This is a genomic window from Pseudomonas sp. CH61, assembly GCF_059429415.1.
The window spans coordinates 5,560,466-5,576,985 of sequence record NZ_CM182098.1 but is presented as its reverse complement, the minus strand read 5'-3'; the positions used below and the strand labels follow the sequence as shown (position 1 = coordinate 5,576,985).

At 59.0% G+C, this 16,520-nt stretch carries 15 protein-coding genes and 1 pseudogene; 5 read left to right on the top strand and 11 right to left on the bottom strand.

Annotation, left to right across the window (positions count from 1 at the left end; genetic code table 11):
• Positions 1–51: 51 nt before the first annotated feature.
• The 5 genes from AC5SEM_RS25185 to AC5SEM_RS25165 form a co-directional block, all read right to left on the bottom strand.
• Positions 52–432: a RidA family protein gene (locus AC5SEM_RS25185; protein ID WP_003229509.1), complete on the bottom strand. Its 381-nt coding sequence runs from the start codon at positions 430–432 to the stop codon at positions 52–54.
• Between the two features lie 24 nt (positions 433–456).
• The gene (gene spoT, locus AC5SEM_RS25180; RefSeq protein WP_064589822.1) at positions 457–2,562 is read right to left on the bottom strand and encodes a bifunctional GTP diphosphokinase/guanosine-3',5'-bis pyrophosphate 3'-pyrophosphohydrolase; all 2,106 of its coding nucleotides are present in this window, start codon (positions 2,560–2,562) and stop codon (positions 457–459) included.
• A gap of 57 nt (positions 2,563–2,619) precedes the next feature.
• Positions 2,620–2,883: a DNA-directed RNA polymerase subunit omega gene (gene rpoZ, locus AC5SEM_RS25175; protein WP_016985812.1), complete on the bottom strand. Its 264-nt coding sequence runs from the start codon at positions 2,881–2,883 to the stop codon at positions 2,620–2,622.
• A gap of 168 nt (positions 2,884–3,051) precedes the next feature.
• Positions 3,052–3,672, bottom strand: coding sequence for a guanylate kinase (gene gmk, locus AC5SEM_RS25170; protein ID WP_008078609.1), 621 nt, complete (start codon positions 3,670–3,672; stop codon positions 3,052–3,054).
• Positions 3,673–3,684: 12 nt separating this feature from the next.
• On the bottom strand, positions 3,685–4,548 hold the full coding sequence (locus tag AC5SEM_RS25165) for a YicC/YloC family endoribonuclease (RefSeq protein WP_368966615.1): 864 nt from the start codon (positions 4,546–4,548) through the stop codon (positions 3,685–3,687).
• A gap of 269 nt (positions 4,549–4,817) precedes the next feature.
• On the opposite strand from AC5SEM_RS25165, the gene rph reads away from it, so the two are divergent.
• From rph to gltS, 3 genes are all read left to right on the top strand, one after another.
• Positions 4,818–5,540 carry a ribonuclease PH gene (gene rph / locus AC5SEM_RS25160; RefSeq protein WP_016985814.1) on the top strand — a complete coding sequence of 241 codons (723 nt, stop codon included), beginning with the start codon at positions 4,818–4,820 and terminating at the stop codon, positions 5,538–5,540.
• 28 nt (positions 5,541–5,568) lie between these two features.
• On the top strand, positions 5,569–5,937 hold the full coding sequence (locus AC5SEM_RS25155; protein ID WP_007920344.1) for a DUF4870 domain-containing protein: 369 nt from the start codon (positions 5,569–5,571) through the stop codon (positions 5,935–5,937).
• Between the two features lie 365 nt (positions 5,938–6,302).
• Complete coding sequence (gltS, locus tag AC5SEM_RS25150; RefSeq protein WP_495471499.1) at positions 6,303–7,511, top strand: sodium/glutamate symporter; 1,209 nt, start codon at positions 6,303–6,305, stop codon at positions 7,509–7,511.
• A gap of 79 nt (positions 7,512–7,590) precedes the next feature.
• Here gltS and crc read toward each other — a convergent pair whose 3' ends face one another.
• Positions 7,591–8,370 carry a catabolite repression control protein Crc gene (gene crc / locus AC5SEM_RS25145; protein WP_007920349.1) on the bottom strand — a complete coding sequence of 260 codons (780 nt, stop codon included), beginning with the start codon at positions 8,368–8,370 and terminating at the stop codon, positions 7,591–7,593.
• A gap of 82 nt (positions 8,371–8,452) precedes the next feature.
• Here crc and pyrE point away from each other — a divergent pair, with 82 nt between their 5' ends.
• A complete protein-coding gene (pyrE, locus tag AC5SEM_RS25140) occupies positions 8,453–9,097 on the top strand; it encodes an orotate phosphoribosyltransferase (RefSeq protein WP_008078597.1) in 645 nt (214 codons plus the stop codon).
• Between the two features lie 168 nt (positions 9,098–9,265).
• Here pyrE and argB read toward each other — a convergent pair whose 3' ends face one another.
• From argB to coaBC, 4 genes and pseudogenes are all read right to left on the bottom strand, one after another.
• Positions 9,266–10,171 (bottom strand): acetylglutamate kinase, encoded by a 906-nt coding sequence (gene argB, locus AC5SEM_RS25135; protein WP_003229488.1) that lies wholly within the window; start codon positions 10,169–10,171, stop codon positions 9,266–9,268.
• Between the two features lie 17 nt (positions 10,172–10,188).
• A pseudogene (locus AC5SEM_RS25130) lies at positions 10,189–11,565 on the bottom strand (phosphomannomutase/phosphoglucomutase); the annotation flags it as partial.
• Between the two features lie 324 nt (positions 11,566–11,889).
• Entirely contained in the window at positions 11,890–12,345 is a 456-nt protein-coding gene (dut, locus tag AC5SEM_RS25125; protein ID WP_007920363.1) for a dUTP diphosphatase, read from the bottom strand.
• Positions 12,346–12,350: 5 nt separating this feature from the next.
• Positions 12,351–13,559, bottom strand: coding sequence for a bifunctional phosphopantothenoylcysteine decarboxylase/phosphopantothenate--cysteine ligase CoaBC (coaBC, locus tag AC5SEM_RS25120; RefSeq protein WP_007920365.1), 1,209 nt, complete (start codon positions 13,557–13,559; stop codon positions 12,351–12,353).
• 133 nt (positions 13,560–13,692) lie between these two features.
• Between coaBC and radC the strand changes: the two genes are divergently transcribed.
• A complete protein-coding gene (radC, locus tag AC5SEM_RS25115; protein ID WP_007920367.1) occupies positions 13,693–14,367 on the top strand; it encodes a RadC family protein in 675 nt (224 codons plus the stop codon).
• A gap of 134 nt (positions 14,368–14,501) precedes the next feature.
• On the opposite strand, the gene AC5SEM_RS25110 is transcribed toward radC, so the two are convergent.
• Complete coding sequence (locus AC5SEM_RS25110; RefSeq protein ID WP_495471498.1) at positions 14,502–16,088, bottom strand: ABC transporter substrate-binding protein; 1,587 nt, start codon at positions 16,086–16,088, stop codon at positions 14,502–14,504.
• Between the last annotated feature and the right edge of the window lie 432 nt (positions 16,089–16,520).

Here is a 16,520-nt window from a genome sequence, read left to right as displayed (position 1 = left end):
CCTTTTCTTGCAGAGCAGTCGGCGCGGCGTTTGAAGGCCGCGCCGTGCGCATTACTCGATGACCAGAATGGCATCCATTTCAACCTGCGAACCCTTTGGCAGGGCAGCCACGCCAATGGCGGCGCGGGCCGGGTATGGCTGGTCGAAATACTTGCCCATGATCTCGTTGACCTTGGCGAAGTGGCTCAGATCGGTGAGGAAGATGTTCAGTTTGACGATGTCCTTGAACGAACCGCCAGCGGCTTCGGCCACGGCCTTCAGGTTCTCGAACACCTGGACGGTCTGGGCTTCGAAGCCTTCAACCAGTTCCATGGTTTTTGGGTCCAGAGGAATCTGACCCGACATGTATACGGTGTTGCCTGCCTTGATCGCCTGGGAGTAAGTACCGATGGCGGCCGGGGCCTTGTCGCTGGTGATAACAGTCTTGGTCATGTATGACTCCTTGTAATGGTTGAGTTATGCACGCATACGGGTGATGCGGATTACCCCGGTCAAGGCGCGCAGCTTCTTGATCACGCGGGCCAGGTGCACACGGTCGTGGACGCTGACCACCAACTGGACCACGCTGATGCGACCATCGCGTTCGTCCATGCTGATTTTCTCGATATTGCCGTCGGCTGCGTTGACGCTGCTGGCCAGCAGGGCGATCAGGCCACGCTGGTGTTCCAGCTCGACGCGCAGTTCGACGTTGAATTCGCCGGTGACATCCTTGGCCCACGAGAGCTGGATGCATTTTTCCGGGTTGTGCCTGATTTCGCTGATGTTGCGGCAGTTGTCCAGGTGCACGACCATGCCTTTGCCCGCCGACAGGTGGCCGACAATCGGGTCGCCCGGGATCGGCGTGCAGCACTTGGCGTAGCTCAGCACCAGACCTTCGGTGCCGCGAATCGCCAGCGGGCCTTCCGGGCTTGGCAACTGCTCGCCTTCGCCAAGCAGGCGGCGGGCGACCACATAGGCCATGCGGTTGCCGAGGCCAATGTCTTCAAGCAAATCTTCGATCAGTTCGAGGCGATACTCGGTGAGCATGGCTTTGACGCGTTCGGCCGGGATTTTCTCCAGCGCGCTGTCGAAACCGTTGAGGACCTTGTTCAGCAGGCGTTCGCCGAGGCTGATGGACTCGGAGCGACGTTGCAGTTTCAGCGCATGGCGGATGTGCGTGCGCGCCTTGCCGGTGACGACGAAATTGAGCCATGCCGGATTCGGTCGGGCGCCGGGAGCGCTGACGATCTCGACCGTAGAGCCGCTTTGCAGCGGTTCGGACAGCGGTGCGAGGCGACGGTTGATCCGGCAGGCGATGCAGCTGTTGCCGACGTCGGTGTGGACCGCGTAGGCAAAGTCGACCGCCGTAGAGCCTTTCGGCAGCTCCATGATCCGGCCTTTTGGCGTGAACACGTAGACCTCGTCCGGGAACAGGTCGATCTTCACGCTCTCGATGAATTCCAGCGAGTTGCCGGCGCGTTGCTGCATTTCCAGCACGCCTTTGACCCACTGACGGGCGCGGGCGTGAGTGCCTTTCGGCTGCTCGTCACCGCTGGATTTGTACAGCCAATGGGCGGCTATGCCGTTGTTGGCCATCTCTTCCATTTCGCGGGTACGGATCTGGATCTCGATCGGTACGCCGTGCATGCCGAACAGCGTGGTGTGCAGCGACTGATAGCCGTTGGCCTTGGGGATCGCAATGTAATCCTTGAAGCGCCCCGGCAACGGTTTGTACAAATTATGTACAGCACCGAGCACGCGGTAGCAGGTATCGACCTTGTCGACGATGATCCGGAACGCATAGACGTCCATGATCTCGTTGAAGGCCCGACGCTTGCCGCGCATTTTCTTGTAGATGCCGTAGAGGTGTTTCTGCCGACCGCTGACTTCACCCTGGATGCCATCGATAGCGAGGCAATGACCAAGGGATTCTTCGATCTTGTTGACGATTTCCTTGCGGTTGCCCCGGGCGCGTTTGACCGCCTGGTAGATCCGCGCGGAACGCATCGGGTGCATGGCCTTGAAGCCGAGGTCTTCGAATTCGATGCGGATCGCATGCATGCCCAGCCGGTTGGCGATGGGCGCGTAGATTTCGAGGGTTTCCTTGGCGATCCGGCGGCGTTTTTCGCCGGACAGCACTTCCAGCGTGCGCATGTTGTGCAGGCGGTCGGCAAGCTTGACCAGGATCACGCGAATGTCGCGCGCCATGGCCATGGCCATTTTCTGGAAGTTTTCGGCTTGGGCTTCGGCCTTGGTCTCGAAATTCATCTGGGTCAGTTTGCTGACCCCGTCGACCAGTTCGGCCACGGTTTCACCGAACTGCGCTTGCAGCGCTTCTTTGGCGATACCGGTGTCTTCGATCACGTCATGCAGCATCGCGGCCATCAGGCTCTGATGGTCCATGTGCATGTCGGCAAGAATATTGGCCACGGCAAGAGGATGCGTGACGTACGCCTCGCCGCTGCGACGGCGCTGACCGTCATGGGCTTGTTCGGCGTAGAAATACGCTCGGCGGACCAGGTTGACCTGGTCATTGCCGAGGTAGGTCGATAAGCGATCGGCGAGGGCGTCTATGCTCGGCATGATAATTCCTGCCGTAAGCTGTGATCCCGCGCCGTGCTACGTCGACCAGGCATAGGCTTAGACGGCCTCGTTGGACTCGTCCTCGAACGCTGCAAACAGCGGCTCATCCTGGACGATTTCCTGCTCGGCGATGAACTCGTAGCTCATCAGGCCTTCAGCGATTTCACGCAGCGCTACAACGGTAGGCTTGTCGTTTTCCCACTGAACCAGTGGCTCTTTGCCGCCGGTGGCCAGTTGACGGGCACGTTTGGTAGAGAGCATGACCAGCTCAAAACGGTTTTCCACGTGGTTCAGGCAGTCTTCAACGGTTACGCGGGCCATGGTATTCCTCGGAGCGAATGCAATATGCGCGCTGCCCGGTTGGGCGAGCGGACTCAACAGTTTAAAAAATCACCAGCGATTAGGGAAGCGCTGATTTTTTGACCAAGCCCTTCAACGCGCTGCAAGCACCAATGTAAAGCGCTTGCAGCTGTTTTGGGAAGTGCTGTTTTAACCCAGTAACTCAGCCAGCAATTTGCCGAAACGTACCTGCTGGCGTTTCTGCTGCAGCTGATTGGCGCGGAAAATCGCCTTCAGATCGTCCAGTGCGTGAGCAAAATCGTCGTTGATGATCAGGTAGTCGTACTCGACATAGTGACTCATCTCGCTGACCGCTTCGCGCATCCGCCCGTCAATGATCTCGTCGCTGTCCTGGCCGCGGTTGGTCAGGCGCTGGTGCAGGGCCTGCAGCGACGGCGGCAGGATAAAGATCGAGCGTGCTTGCGGCATCAGCTTGCGCACTTGCTCGGCGCCCTGCCAGTCGATTTCCAGAATCAGGTCGTGACCTTCGTCCAGCGTCTGCTGCAGGCGGCTTTGCGAAGTGCCGTAGAAGTTGCCGAAGACTTCGGCGCGTTCGAGGAAGTCGCCGTGCTCGCCCATCTTCACGAACTCTTCGCGGGTCACGAAGTGATAGTTCACGCCGTCCACTTCACCCGGGCGCATGGCGCGGGTGGTGTGGGAAACCGAAACGCGAATTTCCGGTATGGCGTCGGTCAACGCCTTGACCAGGCTGCTCTTGCCCGCGCCAGATGGCGCGGAAATGATGTACAGGGTGCCGGTGCTGTGGGTCATGTCGGGGTTGCCTTACTCAATATTCTGCACTTGTTCACGCATCTGCTCGATCAACACCTTGAGGTTGACGGCGGCCTGGGTGCTGCGCGGGTCGAAGGCCTTGGAGCCCAGTGTGTTGGCTTCGCGGTTGAGTTCCTGCATCAGGAAGTCCAGGCGACGCCCGGCCGCGCCGCCGGATTTGAGCACCCGGCGCACTTCGATGATGTGGGTGCTCAGGCGATCCAGTTCTTCGGCTACGTCGCTCTTTTGCGCGAGGATGACCATTTCCTGTTCGAGGCGCTGCGGGTCCAGTTCGGCCTTCATGTCGGCGAAGCGATCGAGGACTTTCTGGCGTTGGGTGGCGAGCATCTGCGGGACCAGTTCACGCAGGGTGACGACGTCTTCTTCAATGGAAGTCAGGCGCTCGTTGATCAGGCGTGCCAGCTCCGCGCCTTCGCGCTCGCGGCCGGCCTTCAACTCTTTCAGGCCTTGATTGAACAGGGCCAGTGCGTCGGCGTTCAGTGCCTGCGGGTCGGCCGCATCGCCCACCAGTACGCCGGGCCAGGCCAGCACTTCCAGGGGATTGAGTGCGGCAGGATTCTTGATCAGACCGGCAACGGTCTCGGCCGCAGCGACCAGTTGCGCGGCGCGCTCGCGATCGACTTGCAGGGTTTTGCCGGTGCTTTCTTCGGTGAACCGCAGGGTGCATTCGAGTTTGCCCCGCGACAGACCCTGACGCAGCGCTTCACGCACCGCGCCTTCGAGGTCGCGAAACGACTCCGGCAAACGCAGGTGCGGTTCAAGGTAGCGGCTGTTGACCGAGCGCAGTTCCCAGCTCAGGGTGCCCTGTGCGCCGGCTTTCTCGACGCGGGCGAAGGCGGTCATGCTGTGCACCATGGCGGTGACCTCGCAATGCAGATCGGCGCAGCAGGATGTTCCGCAGGCTCGATATCAATGAATTTAAGCCGACTGGCAGCAAAGGCGCAGGATTGTAGCGCAGTGCGGCGAATGCGCCCAAACACACGGTGTGACAAAGGGCTGCAGCCCGTCGGTAATCGGTGTTTCAGGGGCTTTGATCGTCGCCCGGATTTTTTAACGAGTGCCCAGGCGCGGTACAGCGCTCTATAATGCTCGGCAGTTTTCCGTCCCCAGTACAGGTATTCCCTATGAAACGTCCAAGTGGTCGCGCTGCCGATCAGCTCCGCTCGATCCGCATTACCCGCAACTACACCAAACACGCCGAGGGATCCGTACTGGTCGAATTCGGTGATACCAAAGTCATCTGCACCGTCAGCGTCGAAAACGGCGTGCCGCGTTTCCTCAAGGGACAGGGCCAAGGCTGGTTGACTGCCGAATACGGCATGCTGCCGCGCGCCACTGGCGAGCGTAACCAGCGTGAAGCGAGCCGTGGCAAGCAGGGCGGTCGCACTCTGGAAATCCAGCGTCTGATCGGTCGTTCCCTGCGCGCGGCGCTGGACATGTCCAAGCTGGGCGACGTCACCCTGTACGTCGACTGCGACGTGATCCAGGCTGACGGTGGTACTCGCACCGCTTCGATCACCGGCGCCATGGTTGCGCTGGTTGATGCATTGAAAGTGATCAAGAAGCGTGGTGGCTTGAAGGGCGGCGATCCGCTCAAGCAGATGATTGGTGCTGTGTCGGTCGGTATGTATCAGGGCGAGGCCGTGCTGGATCTGGACTATCTTGAAGATTCCGCTGCCGAGACTGACCTCAACGTAGTGATGACCAGCACCGGTGGTTTCATCGAAGTGCAGGGCACCGCCGAAGGCGCGCCGTTCCAGCCTGAAGACTTGAACGCCATGCTGGAGCTGGCCAAGCAGGGCATGAACGAAATCTTCGAACTGCAAAAGGCTGCACTGGCCGACTGAGCAGGTTGATAACCGCAAGGAGGACGCGATGAGTGACGAGCAAGAGTTGCTGCCCAAACCGAGCCAAGAGGTTCGCCAATGGGCGATGTTTTGTCACTTGTCCGCCTTGCTGGGGATCTGGATTCCGTTCGGCAATCTGATCGGACCGTTGATCCTCTGGCAGATGAAGCGCGAAACGGACCCGTTCATCGATGCTCAAGGTAAAGAGGCGCTGAATTTTCAGATTACCGTCGCCATCGCATCGTTGATCTGCTTTCTGTTGATGGTGTTGATCATCGGTTTCTTTCTGTTGGGAATACTGGCTATCGGCGCACTGGTTTTGACGATCATTGCGGGGGTGAAGGCTAATGAAGGCTTCCCGTACCGATATCCGTTTACCTGGCGGTTGATCAAATAAAAGCTCGCCCAGTTTAAAAAATGCCCTGAGATGTCAGGGCATTTTTATTTGCGACCATAAAGTTATCTCTTCGGTATGTAGGAATAATCTTGTTGCGATGAGTGGCAAGTAACATTTTATATCAATGGCGTAATTACACTTTTTGTCACAACTGCAGTGGCTTGGTTCTGGTTCATATCATTGGAATCACAGATGGCGATTGTTAAAGTTGCCGGGCTAATATTCCTTCTGAAATATTAAGATATATTCAAGCCAACGAAGGCTCTTGAATTCCACAGTAATCAGTGTTGAGACAATCAGCCGGTTCATGAGGCGGGTGCAGGTAAAAAAGCGCGCCTCTGAATATATAGCCAAGAATAATCCCAATGATTCAGCTCGATTTTTACGGAACACTTGTGGCCGCATCCTTAGTACTTCTGCTAGGGCGCGGGCTAGTTAGGCGTGTTGGTTTCATGCGCAGTTACAATATCCCTGAACCTGTAGCGGGTGGGCTGGTAGTTGCCTTGCTGTTGTTGCTGCTGCGAACGTTCGATGTTGAAGTTCGTTTCGATACTTCCCTGCAGACACCTTTGATGCTGGCCTTTTTTGCCACCATCGGTTTAAGCGCAGACTTCGCCAGTCTGAAGAAAGGTGGCCGGATAGTGGGGATATTTCTCCTGGCGGTCACCGGGCTGTTGGTGGTGCAGAATGCGATGGGGATCGGGTTGGCAAAAATGCTCGGGCTTGATCCATTGATGGGGCTGCTGACCGGTTCGATCACTCTGGCGGGCGGTCATGGCACCGGTGCTGCTTGGGGCACTGTATTCAGTGAGAAGTATGGTCTGGCCTCTGCGTCCGAACTGGCGATGGCCTCTGCGACGTTTGGTCTGGTACTGGGTGGTTTGATTGGCGGGCCGGTCGCGCGTTTGCTCATCAAGCGAGTGAAAGTGCCCGGCGGCCAGCAACTGGATGCGGCACGATTGCCAAAAGGTTTTGAGCAGCCGAACAAGGAGCGCTCGATCACGCCATTCTCGTTTGTCGAAACCCTCGCTCTGATTGCAGTCAGCTTGCTCGCGGGCAATCTGTTGAACGGCCTGCTACAAGGGACTGCATTCGAGTTGCCGACGTTTGTTTGCGTCCTGTTTGTAGGCGTGGTGTTGCGCAACGGTCTTTCAGCGTTGGGCTTGTATCAGGTGTTTGAGCGTGAGGTCTCGGTACTGGGCAATGTCAGCCTGTCGCTGTTTCTGGCGATCGCCCTGATGTCGCTCAAGTTGTGGGATCTGGCGGCGCTGGCGTTGCCGATCTTCATCATTCTGGCTGTGCAGGCGCTGGTCATGGCGCTGTTCGCGATCTTCGTTACATTCCGGGTGATGGGCCGCAACTACGATGCGGCCGTGCTGGCGGCAGGGCATTGCGGTTTTGGCCTGGGTGCCACGCCGACTGCCATTGCCAACATGCAGGCCGTGACGCAGCGCTACGGCCCCTCGCAGATCGCGTTTCTGGTGGTGCCGATGGTCGGAGCGTTCTTCATCGACATTATCAATGTCATCGTGATCAAGCTGTATCTGGCCTTACCGTTTTTCGTGGCAGTCTGAATTCGAGCCTGTCTGGAAGTGGCGCATAAAAAATGCCCGTATCTTGCGATACGGGCATTTTTTGTACTGCGAACGGCGCTTAGATGGTCAGCGTCCAGTCGTAGTCGACGATCAGTGGTGCGTGCTGCGAGAACCGCGGCTGACGTGGCAGGCGTGCGCTGCGTACGAAGCGTCGCAGGCCTGGAGTCAGGATCTGGTAATCGAAGCGCCAGCCCAGATTGAGCATCTCGGCCTGTTCGTTATCCGGCCACCAGCTGTACTGGTCGCCTTCACGACTGACTTCGCGCAGGGCATCGACATAACCCATGTTGCCGACAATCTCGTCCATCCAGGCGCGTTCTGGCGCCAGGAAGCCCGGGGATTGCTGGCTGTCGCGCCAGTTTTTGATGTCGAGCTTCTGCTGCGCCACGTACAGCGAGCCACAATAAATGTACTCGCGACGTTTGCGTCGCTGTTTGTCCAGGTACTTGCCGAAGTCGTCCATGAGCTTGAACTTCTGGTTCAAGTCCTCATCGCCGTTCATCCCCGAAGGGAGCAGCAAGGTGGCAATACTGACTTTGTCGAAATCTGCTTGCAGGTAGCGCCCGTAGCGGTCGGCCGTCTCGAAACCGAGACCGCTGATGACAGCCTTCGGTTGCAACCGCGAATACAAAGCCACGCCGCCTTGGGCAGGGACTTCAGCATCGCAGGCATAAAGGAAGTAGCCATCCAGTTGGAAGGCTGGGTCATCCAGTTCAAAGGCGGAGGCACGGGTGTCCTGCAGGCAGATGACGTCGGCATTCTGTGCTTGCAGCCAACTGAGCAAACCACGCTCGACTGCAGCCTGAATACCATTGACGTTCACACTGATGATCCGCATAAATGGCCCCAAAAATCGCGTGCGTGTATGATACACGGCGTCAAGCTAATTAGCTAAATCCGTGGTATTTGGGGTTTTTTTCATGCAAGCGTATCAGCGCGATTTCATTCGTTTTGCCATCGATCGCGGCGTTTTGCGCTTCGGTGAGTTCACCCTGAAGTCCGGGCGCACCAGTCCTTACTTCTTCAATGCCGGCCTGTTCAACTCGGGTTCGGCCCTGGCGCAACTGGGGCGTTTCTACGCGGCAGCCATTGCCGAAAGCGGCATTCCCTTCGACGTTCTGTTCGGCCCGGCCTACAAAGGCATCCCGTTGGCGGCGACCACTGCCGTGGCGCTGGCCGAGCACCACGACCGTGATCTGCCGTGGTGCTTCAACCGCAAGGAAGCCAAGGCCCACGGCGAAGGCGGCAGTCTGGTCGGCGCGCCGTTGACCGGTGACGTACTGATCATTGATGACGTGATTACCGCCGGTACAGCAATCCGCGAAGTGATGCAGATCATCGCCTCGCAGGACGGCGCCAAGGCTGCCGGTGTGCTGATCGCCCTGAACCGTCAGGAGCGTGGCAACGGTGAGTTGTCGGCAATCCAGGAAGTCGAGCGCGACTTCGGCATTCCGGTGATCAGCATTGTTTCGTTGAATCAGGTGCTGGAATTCCTCGCCGACGATCCGCAGCTCAAGCAACACCTGCCAGCCGTGGAAGCCTACCGCGCCCAGTTCGGCGTTTAACCGCAGAGCACTGTGGGAGCGAGCCTGCTCGCGAAGAGGTCTTCACATTCAGCATTGATGTGATGCAGAGGCCGCTTTCGCGAGCAGGCTCGCTCCCACAGGGATTGCGGTGCAAAAAAAGACCCCGCTCAGCCAGGCTGAGCGGGGTCTTTTTGTTTGCACTAAAGCTTAAGGACGCTTGCGATTGCTGATCAGCGTACCCACACCGGTGTCGGTGAAGATTTCCAGCAGGATCGCGTTCGGTACACGACCGTCGATGATCAGCGAGCTGCCCACGCCGCCCTGAACCGCTTCCAGCGCGCAACGGATCTTCGGCAGCATGCCGCCGTAGATGGTGCCGTCGGCGATCAGATCGTCGACCTGCTGGGTGCTCAGGCCGGTCAGCACGGTGCCCGACTTGTCCATCAGGCCGGCGATGTTGGTCAGCAGCATCAGCTTTTCGGCTTTCAGTGCTTCGGCGACTTTGCCGGCCACCAGATCAGCGTTGATGTTGTAGGACTCGCCGTTTTCACCGACGCCAATCGGCGCGATCACCGGGATGAAGTTGCCCTTGACCAGCAGGTTCAGCAGTTCGGTGTTGATGCCGACCACTTCGCCCACCTGACCGATGTCGATGATTTCAGGCTGGGTCATCTCCGGGGTCTGACGGGTGACGGTCAGTTTCTTCGCGCGAATCAGCCCGGCGTCTTTACCGGTCAGGCCGATGGCGCTACCGCCGTGACGGTTGATCAGGTTGACGATGCTTTTGTTGACCTGGCCGCCGAGGACCATTTCCACCACGTCCATGGTCGCGGCGTCGGTGACGCGCATGCCATCGACGAAGTGGCTTTCGATCGACAGGCGCTTGAGCAGATCACCGATCTGCGGGCCGCCGCCATGAACCACCACCGGGTTGATGCCCACGGCTTTCATCAACACGATGTCGCGGGCGAAGCCGGTCTTCAGCTCCTCGCTTTCCATCGCGTTGCCGCCGTATTTGATCACCAGGGTCTTGCCGACATAGCGTCGGATGTAAGGCAACGCTTCGGACAGGACCTGGGCGGTATGGGCGGCGGCTTCGCGTTCGAGGGTCATTCAGGGCTCCGGGTGGATCAGAACGGTAGTTGGAGATCAGGTGCAACGCGTTTCAATTGGGCGTGGAACACATCCTTGATGCGTTGCAATTCAGCCTCGTCATCGGCCTCGAAACGCAGCACCAGCACCGGTGTGGTGTTGGACGCGCGCACCAGGCCCCAGCCTTTGGCGTAATCGACTCGCACGCCGTCGATGGTGGTCAGGTCAGCGCCTGCGCCCCACTGTGCGTCGTGCAGAGCATCAATGATGCTGAATTTGCTCTCTTCGGTCACATGGATATTGATTTCCGGCGTAGAAATATCGTTCGGGAAGGTCGCAAACAGCTCTTCCGCAGTGGATTTTTCCTTGCTGAGGATCTCCAGCAGCCGTGCGGCGCTGTAGATGCCGTCATCGAAACCGAACCAGCGCTCCTTGAAGAAGATGTGCCCGCTCATTTCACCGGCCAATAGAGCACCGGATTGTTTCATTTTCTTTTTGATCAACGAATGACCAGTCTTCCACATTAGCGGGCGACCACCGTATTCCTTGATCAGCGGCACCAGACGACGGGTGCATTTGACGTCGAAAATGATCTCGGCGTCCGGGTTGCGCGCCACCACGTCGCGGGCGAACAGCATCAGCAGGCGATCCGGGTAGACGATGCTGCCGGTGTTGGTCACCACGCCGACACGGTCGCCGTCGCCGTCGAACGCCAGGCCGATGTCGGCGTTGGTTTCCTTGACCTTGGCGATCAGGTCGACGAGGTTCTCAGGCTTGCCCGGATCCGGATGATGGTTCGGGAAGTTGCCGTCGACCTCGCAGAACAGCGGGATGACTTCGCAGTTCAGCGCTTCGATCAGTTGCGGGGCGATCACACCGGCCGCGCCGTTGCCGCAGTCGACCACGACCTTCATGCGCCGGGCCAGTTTGATGTCCTGGACGATTTCGGTGTTGTAGCGGTCGAGGATTTCGACCTGGGTGACGCTGCCGGTGCCGCTGCTCAAGTTGTTGGTCTTGATGCGCTCATGCAGCACCTGAATCTGTTCGTTGGCGAGGGTGTCGCCGGCGATGACGATCTTGAAGCCGTTGTAGTTCGACGGGTTGTGGCTGCCGGTGAGCATCACGCCCGACTTGCCGGCCAGCACGTTGGCGGCGTAGTACAGCGCCGGCGTCGGCACCAGGCCAACGTCGCTGACATGGCAGCCGCTTTCGGCGATACCGCGAATCAGCTCGGCCACCAGCTCCGGGCCGGACAAGCGACCGTCGCGACCGACGGAAACATTTGGTTCACCTTGGGCCAGGCTCTGCGAACCGATGGCGCGGCCAATCCAGTAAGCGGTTTCGGCATTGAGGAATTCCGGCACGGTGCCGCGAATGTCATAGGCGCGGAAAATGCTGTCGGGCAGCTTCGGGGCAATCTTGGCTGGGGTGCTCATCTACGGAAATGCTCCATCTCGAAAGTGGCGGGACAGACCGACGAATCGTTCGACGGCAGGCTCAAACTGAAGGGTATGACGGCGTTTTCCACAGAGAGTTCGTGGTATGAAAGGGCCATGACGCCTCGGCTGGCGTGGCTTTCGGCCGGCAAAACCTTGATTTACGGCGGTAAACCTTTCAGCCGATCTGCCTGAAATTTCCCCCTGTAGGAGCTGCCGCAGGCTGCGATCTTTGATCTTGATCGTAGAAAACCAAATCAAAAGATCGCAGCCTTCGGCAGCTCCTACAGACGATGACGCCGGTTACTTGGTGCCGGTATGGCCGAAACCGCCGGTGCCGCGTTCGGTTTCGACGAACTCTTCAACCATTTCGAAATGCGCCTGCACCACCGGTACCAGCACCAGTTGCGCCAGACGTTCGCCGACGGTCATGGTGAAGTCGGTCTGACCACGGTTCCAGCACGACACCATCAGCGGGCCCTGGTAATCGGAGTCGATCAAACCCACGAGGTTGCCCAGCACGATGCCGTGCTTATGGCCCATGCCCGAGCGCGGCAGGATCAGCGCGGCGAGGTTAGGGTCACCGATGTAAACCGACAGACCGGTCGGAATCAGCACGGTTTCACCCGGCTTGATCACAATGTCCTGATCCAGCATGGCGCGCAGGTCGAGGCCGGCGGAGCCCGGGGTGGCGTATTGCGGCAGCGGGAATTCGCTGCCGATGCGTGGGTCGAGGATCTTGGCTTGCAAAGCGTGCATGTAAATTAAACCTGGTTCAGACGTTCGGCGATAAAAGTGACCAGTTGGCGAGCGATCTTGCTCTTGCTGGTCTGGGCGAAAACCGTGGCGTGCAGCGCACGGTCAATCACGCTGCAGGCGTTTTCTTCGCTGTTGAAACCGATGCTCGGGTTGGCGACGTCGTTGGCGACGATCAAATCGAGATTCTTGTCCTTCAGCTTGCGTGCAGCGTAGTCGAGCAGGTGTTCGGTCTCGGCGGCAAAGCCGACACTGAACGGACGGTCGGGACGGGTCGCGATGGTGGCCAGGATGTCCGGGTTACGCACCATTTGCAGGACGAAGCCGTCACCGCTCGTAGGATCTTTCTTGAGTTTTTGCGGGGCGACGACTTCCGGACGGTAGTCCGCAACCGCAGCCGAGGCGATAAACACATCGCACGGGATCGCCGATTCGCAAGCCGCGAGCATGTCGCGGGCACTGACCACGTCGATACGGGTGACGCGATCCGGCGTCGGCAGGTGCACCGGGCCGCTGATCAGCGTGACGCGGGCGCCGGCTTCAACCGCGGCTTCGGCGAGGGCAAAGCCCATTTTGCCGGAGCTGTGGTTGGTGATGTAGCGCACCGGGTCGATGTTTTCCTGGGTCGGGCCGGCGGTAATCACCACGTGTTTACCGGTCAGCGCCTGCCGCTGGAAGCAGTCCGCTGCGCATTGCGCCAGATCGGTGGCTTCCATCATGCGGCCCATGCCGACGTCGCCGCAGGCTTGGCTGCCGGAGGCTGGGCCGAAGGTCTTCAGGCCACGGCTTTCCAAGAGTTGCAGGTTGGCCTGGGTCGCCGGATCGCGCCACATCGCCTGATTCATCGCTGGAGCAACGGCGACGACAGCGTCGGTGGCCAGCACCAGGGTGGTCAGCAAATCGTTGGCGATGCCTTGGGCCAGGCGGGCGATCAGGTCGGCGGTAGCCGGGGCGATCAGCACCAGATCGGCCCACTTGGCCAGCTCGATGTGGCCCATCGCGGCTTCAGCGGCCGGGTCGAGCAGGTCGAGGTGCACCGGGTGGCCGGACAAGGCCTGCATGGTCAGCGGGGTGATGAACTCGGCGCCACCGTGGGTCATGACCACGCGCACTTCGGCGCCCTGGTCGATCAGGCGACGAACCAGATCGGCGCTCTTGTAGGCCGCGATGCCGCCGCCGACGCCCAGAACGATGCGTTTCCGATACAGCCGCTGCATAGGTCTGCCTTTCATTTCGTTGATGACTGCGATGCGATGCCCCTCCCCAGGGTTGAATCGACCGCAAAAAAGATGGGCTACGATATCACAGCGACCGCTACGGAACAGCGGCGCCCACAGACAGGGAATGTGTATGAGTATTCGCGATTGGCCTGCGGCGGAACGCCCGCGGGAAAGGTTATTGGAGCATGGGGCAGCGAGCCTCTCGGACGCTGAGTTATTGGCGATTTTTCTGCGCACCGGATTGCCCGGAATAAGCGCTGTGGACCTGGCGCGCAATCTGTTGACTCAATTCGGCAGCCTGCGTTTGCTGCTTGAGGCCGATCAGCACGCATTCAGCAAACAATTGGGGCTCGGGCCGGCGAAGTTTGCGCAACTGCAAGCGGCTCAGGAAATGAACAGGCGGCATCTGGCTGAGAAATCACGGCAGAAACCAGCCCTGGAAAACCCTCAGGTCGTTCGCGATTATCTGAAATCGATGCTGCGTCACGAACCGCATGAGGTGTTTGGTTGCCTGTTTCTCGACTCCAAACATCAAGTACTGAATTTCGAGATCCTGTTTCGCGGCTCGATCGACAACACCAGCGTGCATCCCCGCGAGGTGGTTAAGCGATGTTTGGCCAATAACGCGGCGGCGCTGATCCTGTGCCACAACCATCCATCGGGGAATACCGACCCCAGTCAGGCAGATCGATTGCTGACCAAGCGTCTGCAGAAGACGCTGGAGTTGATCGATGTGCGGGTGCTCGATCATTTCATCGTTGGCGATGGTGAGCCGCTGTCGATGGCGGAGTGTGGCTGGATGTAACGCTCAGGGGAAAAACGCTAACCCCCTGTAGGAGTGAGCCTGCTCGCGATAGCAATTTTCCAGTCACCGAATGGGTTGACTGAAATGACGCCATCGCGAGCAGGCTCACTCCTACAGGTGGTGTGCTGGGCAGGTTATTTCAGGTTGACCTTGGAGTAGTCCTGCCGGCCAAACGGGCTAACCGAATAACCCTGTACGTCCTTGCGTGTGAGCGCATAGGCCGTCGGGTGCGCCAACGGCAGCCACAACGCCTGCTGCTGGATCTGCGTCTGCGCCTGCTCGTACAGTTTGGTGCGCACGCCTTGTTCGCTGGTGGTCTTGCCGGCGCTGATCAGCTTGTCCAGGTCGGCGTTGCAATAACGGGCGAAGTTGGTGCCGGACTTGACCGCTGCGCAGGAAAACTGCGGCGTGAGGAAGTTATCCGGGTCGCCGTTATCGCCGGCCCAGCCCATGAACAGCAGGTCATGCTCGCCGGCCTTGGCGCGGCGAATCAGTTCGCCCCACTCGATCACGCGGATTTCTGCCTGAATGCCGATTTCCGCCAGATCTGACTGCAACATCTGTGCGCCCAGGCTTGGGTTCGGATTCAGCAGGCTGCCGGAAGGACGCGTCCAGATGGTGGTCTGGAAACCGTCCTTCAACCCGGCCTTGGCCAGCAATGCCTTGGCTTTGGCGACATCGTGCGGGTAACCCGGCAGGTTCTTCGCGTAACTCCAGGTGTTCGGCGGGTAAGGGCCGTTCGCGGCTTCGGCAGTGTCTTCGAACACGGCTTTGATGTAGTTGGCCTTGTCGAACGCGAGGTTGATTGCCTGACGCACTTCCGGCTTGTCCAACGGTGGATGCTGACTGTTGATGCCGACGAACGCGGTCATGAACGCGTCAGTCTTTTCGACTTTCAGTGTCGGTTCTTTCAGCGCGGCCTGTACGTCCAACGGTTTTGGCGACAGGGCGATCTGGCATTCATTGCGCCGCAGTTTTTGCAGGCGCACGTTAGCGTCCGGGGTGATGGCGAAGATCAACGGATCCACCGCAGGCTTGCCACCGAAGTAATCCGGGTTGGCCTTGTAACGGATCGCTGCGTCTTTCTGGAAACGGTTGAAGACGAACGGGCCGGTGCCGATCGGCTGGCTGTTGAGCTTGTCCGTCGCGCCGGCCTTCATCAGTTTGTCGGCGTATTCGGCGGAGTAGATCGAAGCGAAGCCCATGCTCAGAGTCGCCAGGAACGTAGAGTCCGGGTGATCGAGGGTGAAGCGCACGGTCAGCGGATCAAGTGCGTCGATTTTCTTGATCAGTGCAGGTAACTGCATCGACTGCGCATGGGGGAAGCCGCTTTGAGCAACCTTGTGCCACAGGTTGGCCGGGTCGAGCATGCGGTCGAAGCTGAATTTGACGTCTTCGGCGGTCAGCTCACGGTTCGGCTTGAAGTATTCAGTCGTGTGAAACTTCACCTGCGGATGCAGCTTGAACACGTAAGTCAGGCCGTCGGTGCTGACTTCCCAGCTGTCGGCCAGGCTTGGCACGACTTTGCCGCTGGCGGTGTCGAAATCCACCAGACGGTTCATCAGCACGTCGGCCGAGGCGTTGGTGGTGGTCAGCGAGTTGTACTGCACCACGTCGAACCCTTCCGGGCTGGCCTCGGTGCAGACGCTCAGCGCGGCGGCCTGGGCCAGGGGGCTCAGCAGGAGCGGGGCGAGCAACAGGGGTAGGGCAGCGAGGCGCATGGTCGGTTTCCTTTTACAGATCGAAGGCCCATCTGCAAGTGCAGTCTGGAAAAGGCCTACCCTAGAGGTCTGGATTACAAATGACTATCCCCTTTTTGCATTTTCGGGGCACAGTAATGGCCGTTTTTCAGGCTGCGGGGCGCGGCCAAAAGTCTGAAACACCCGCAAGGGTGGTTTTCTGCGACGAGTGGTAAAAATCGATGCCAGCCTTTATCCAAGGCGTTCGCAGGCTGAAAAAGCGCCTTTTTGTGGATTGTTTGCACACCGAATGTTGTTGCTCCGAAGTCTTTCTGGTATAAAGCAGCGCTCTTTTCTAGGGGCCCGGTTCCTTCACTGTAGGTGTAGCCGGTAAGACCTCTAAAGAAACGCGGCGCCTGGCGCCAAATGACTGAGAGATTAAGCGGCCAACCCATGCCGGGTTGGGCATGTGGT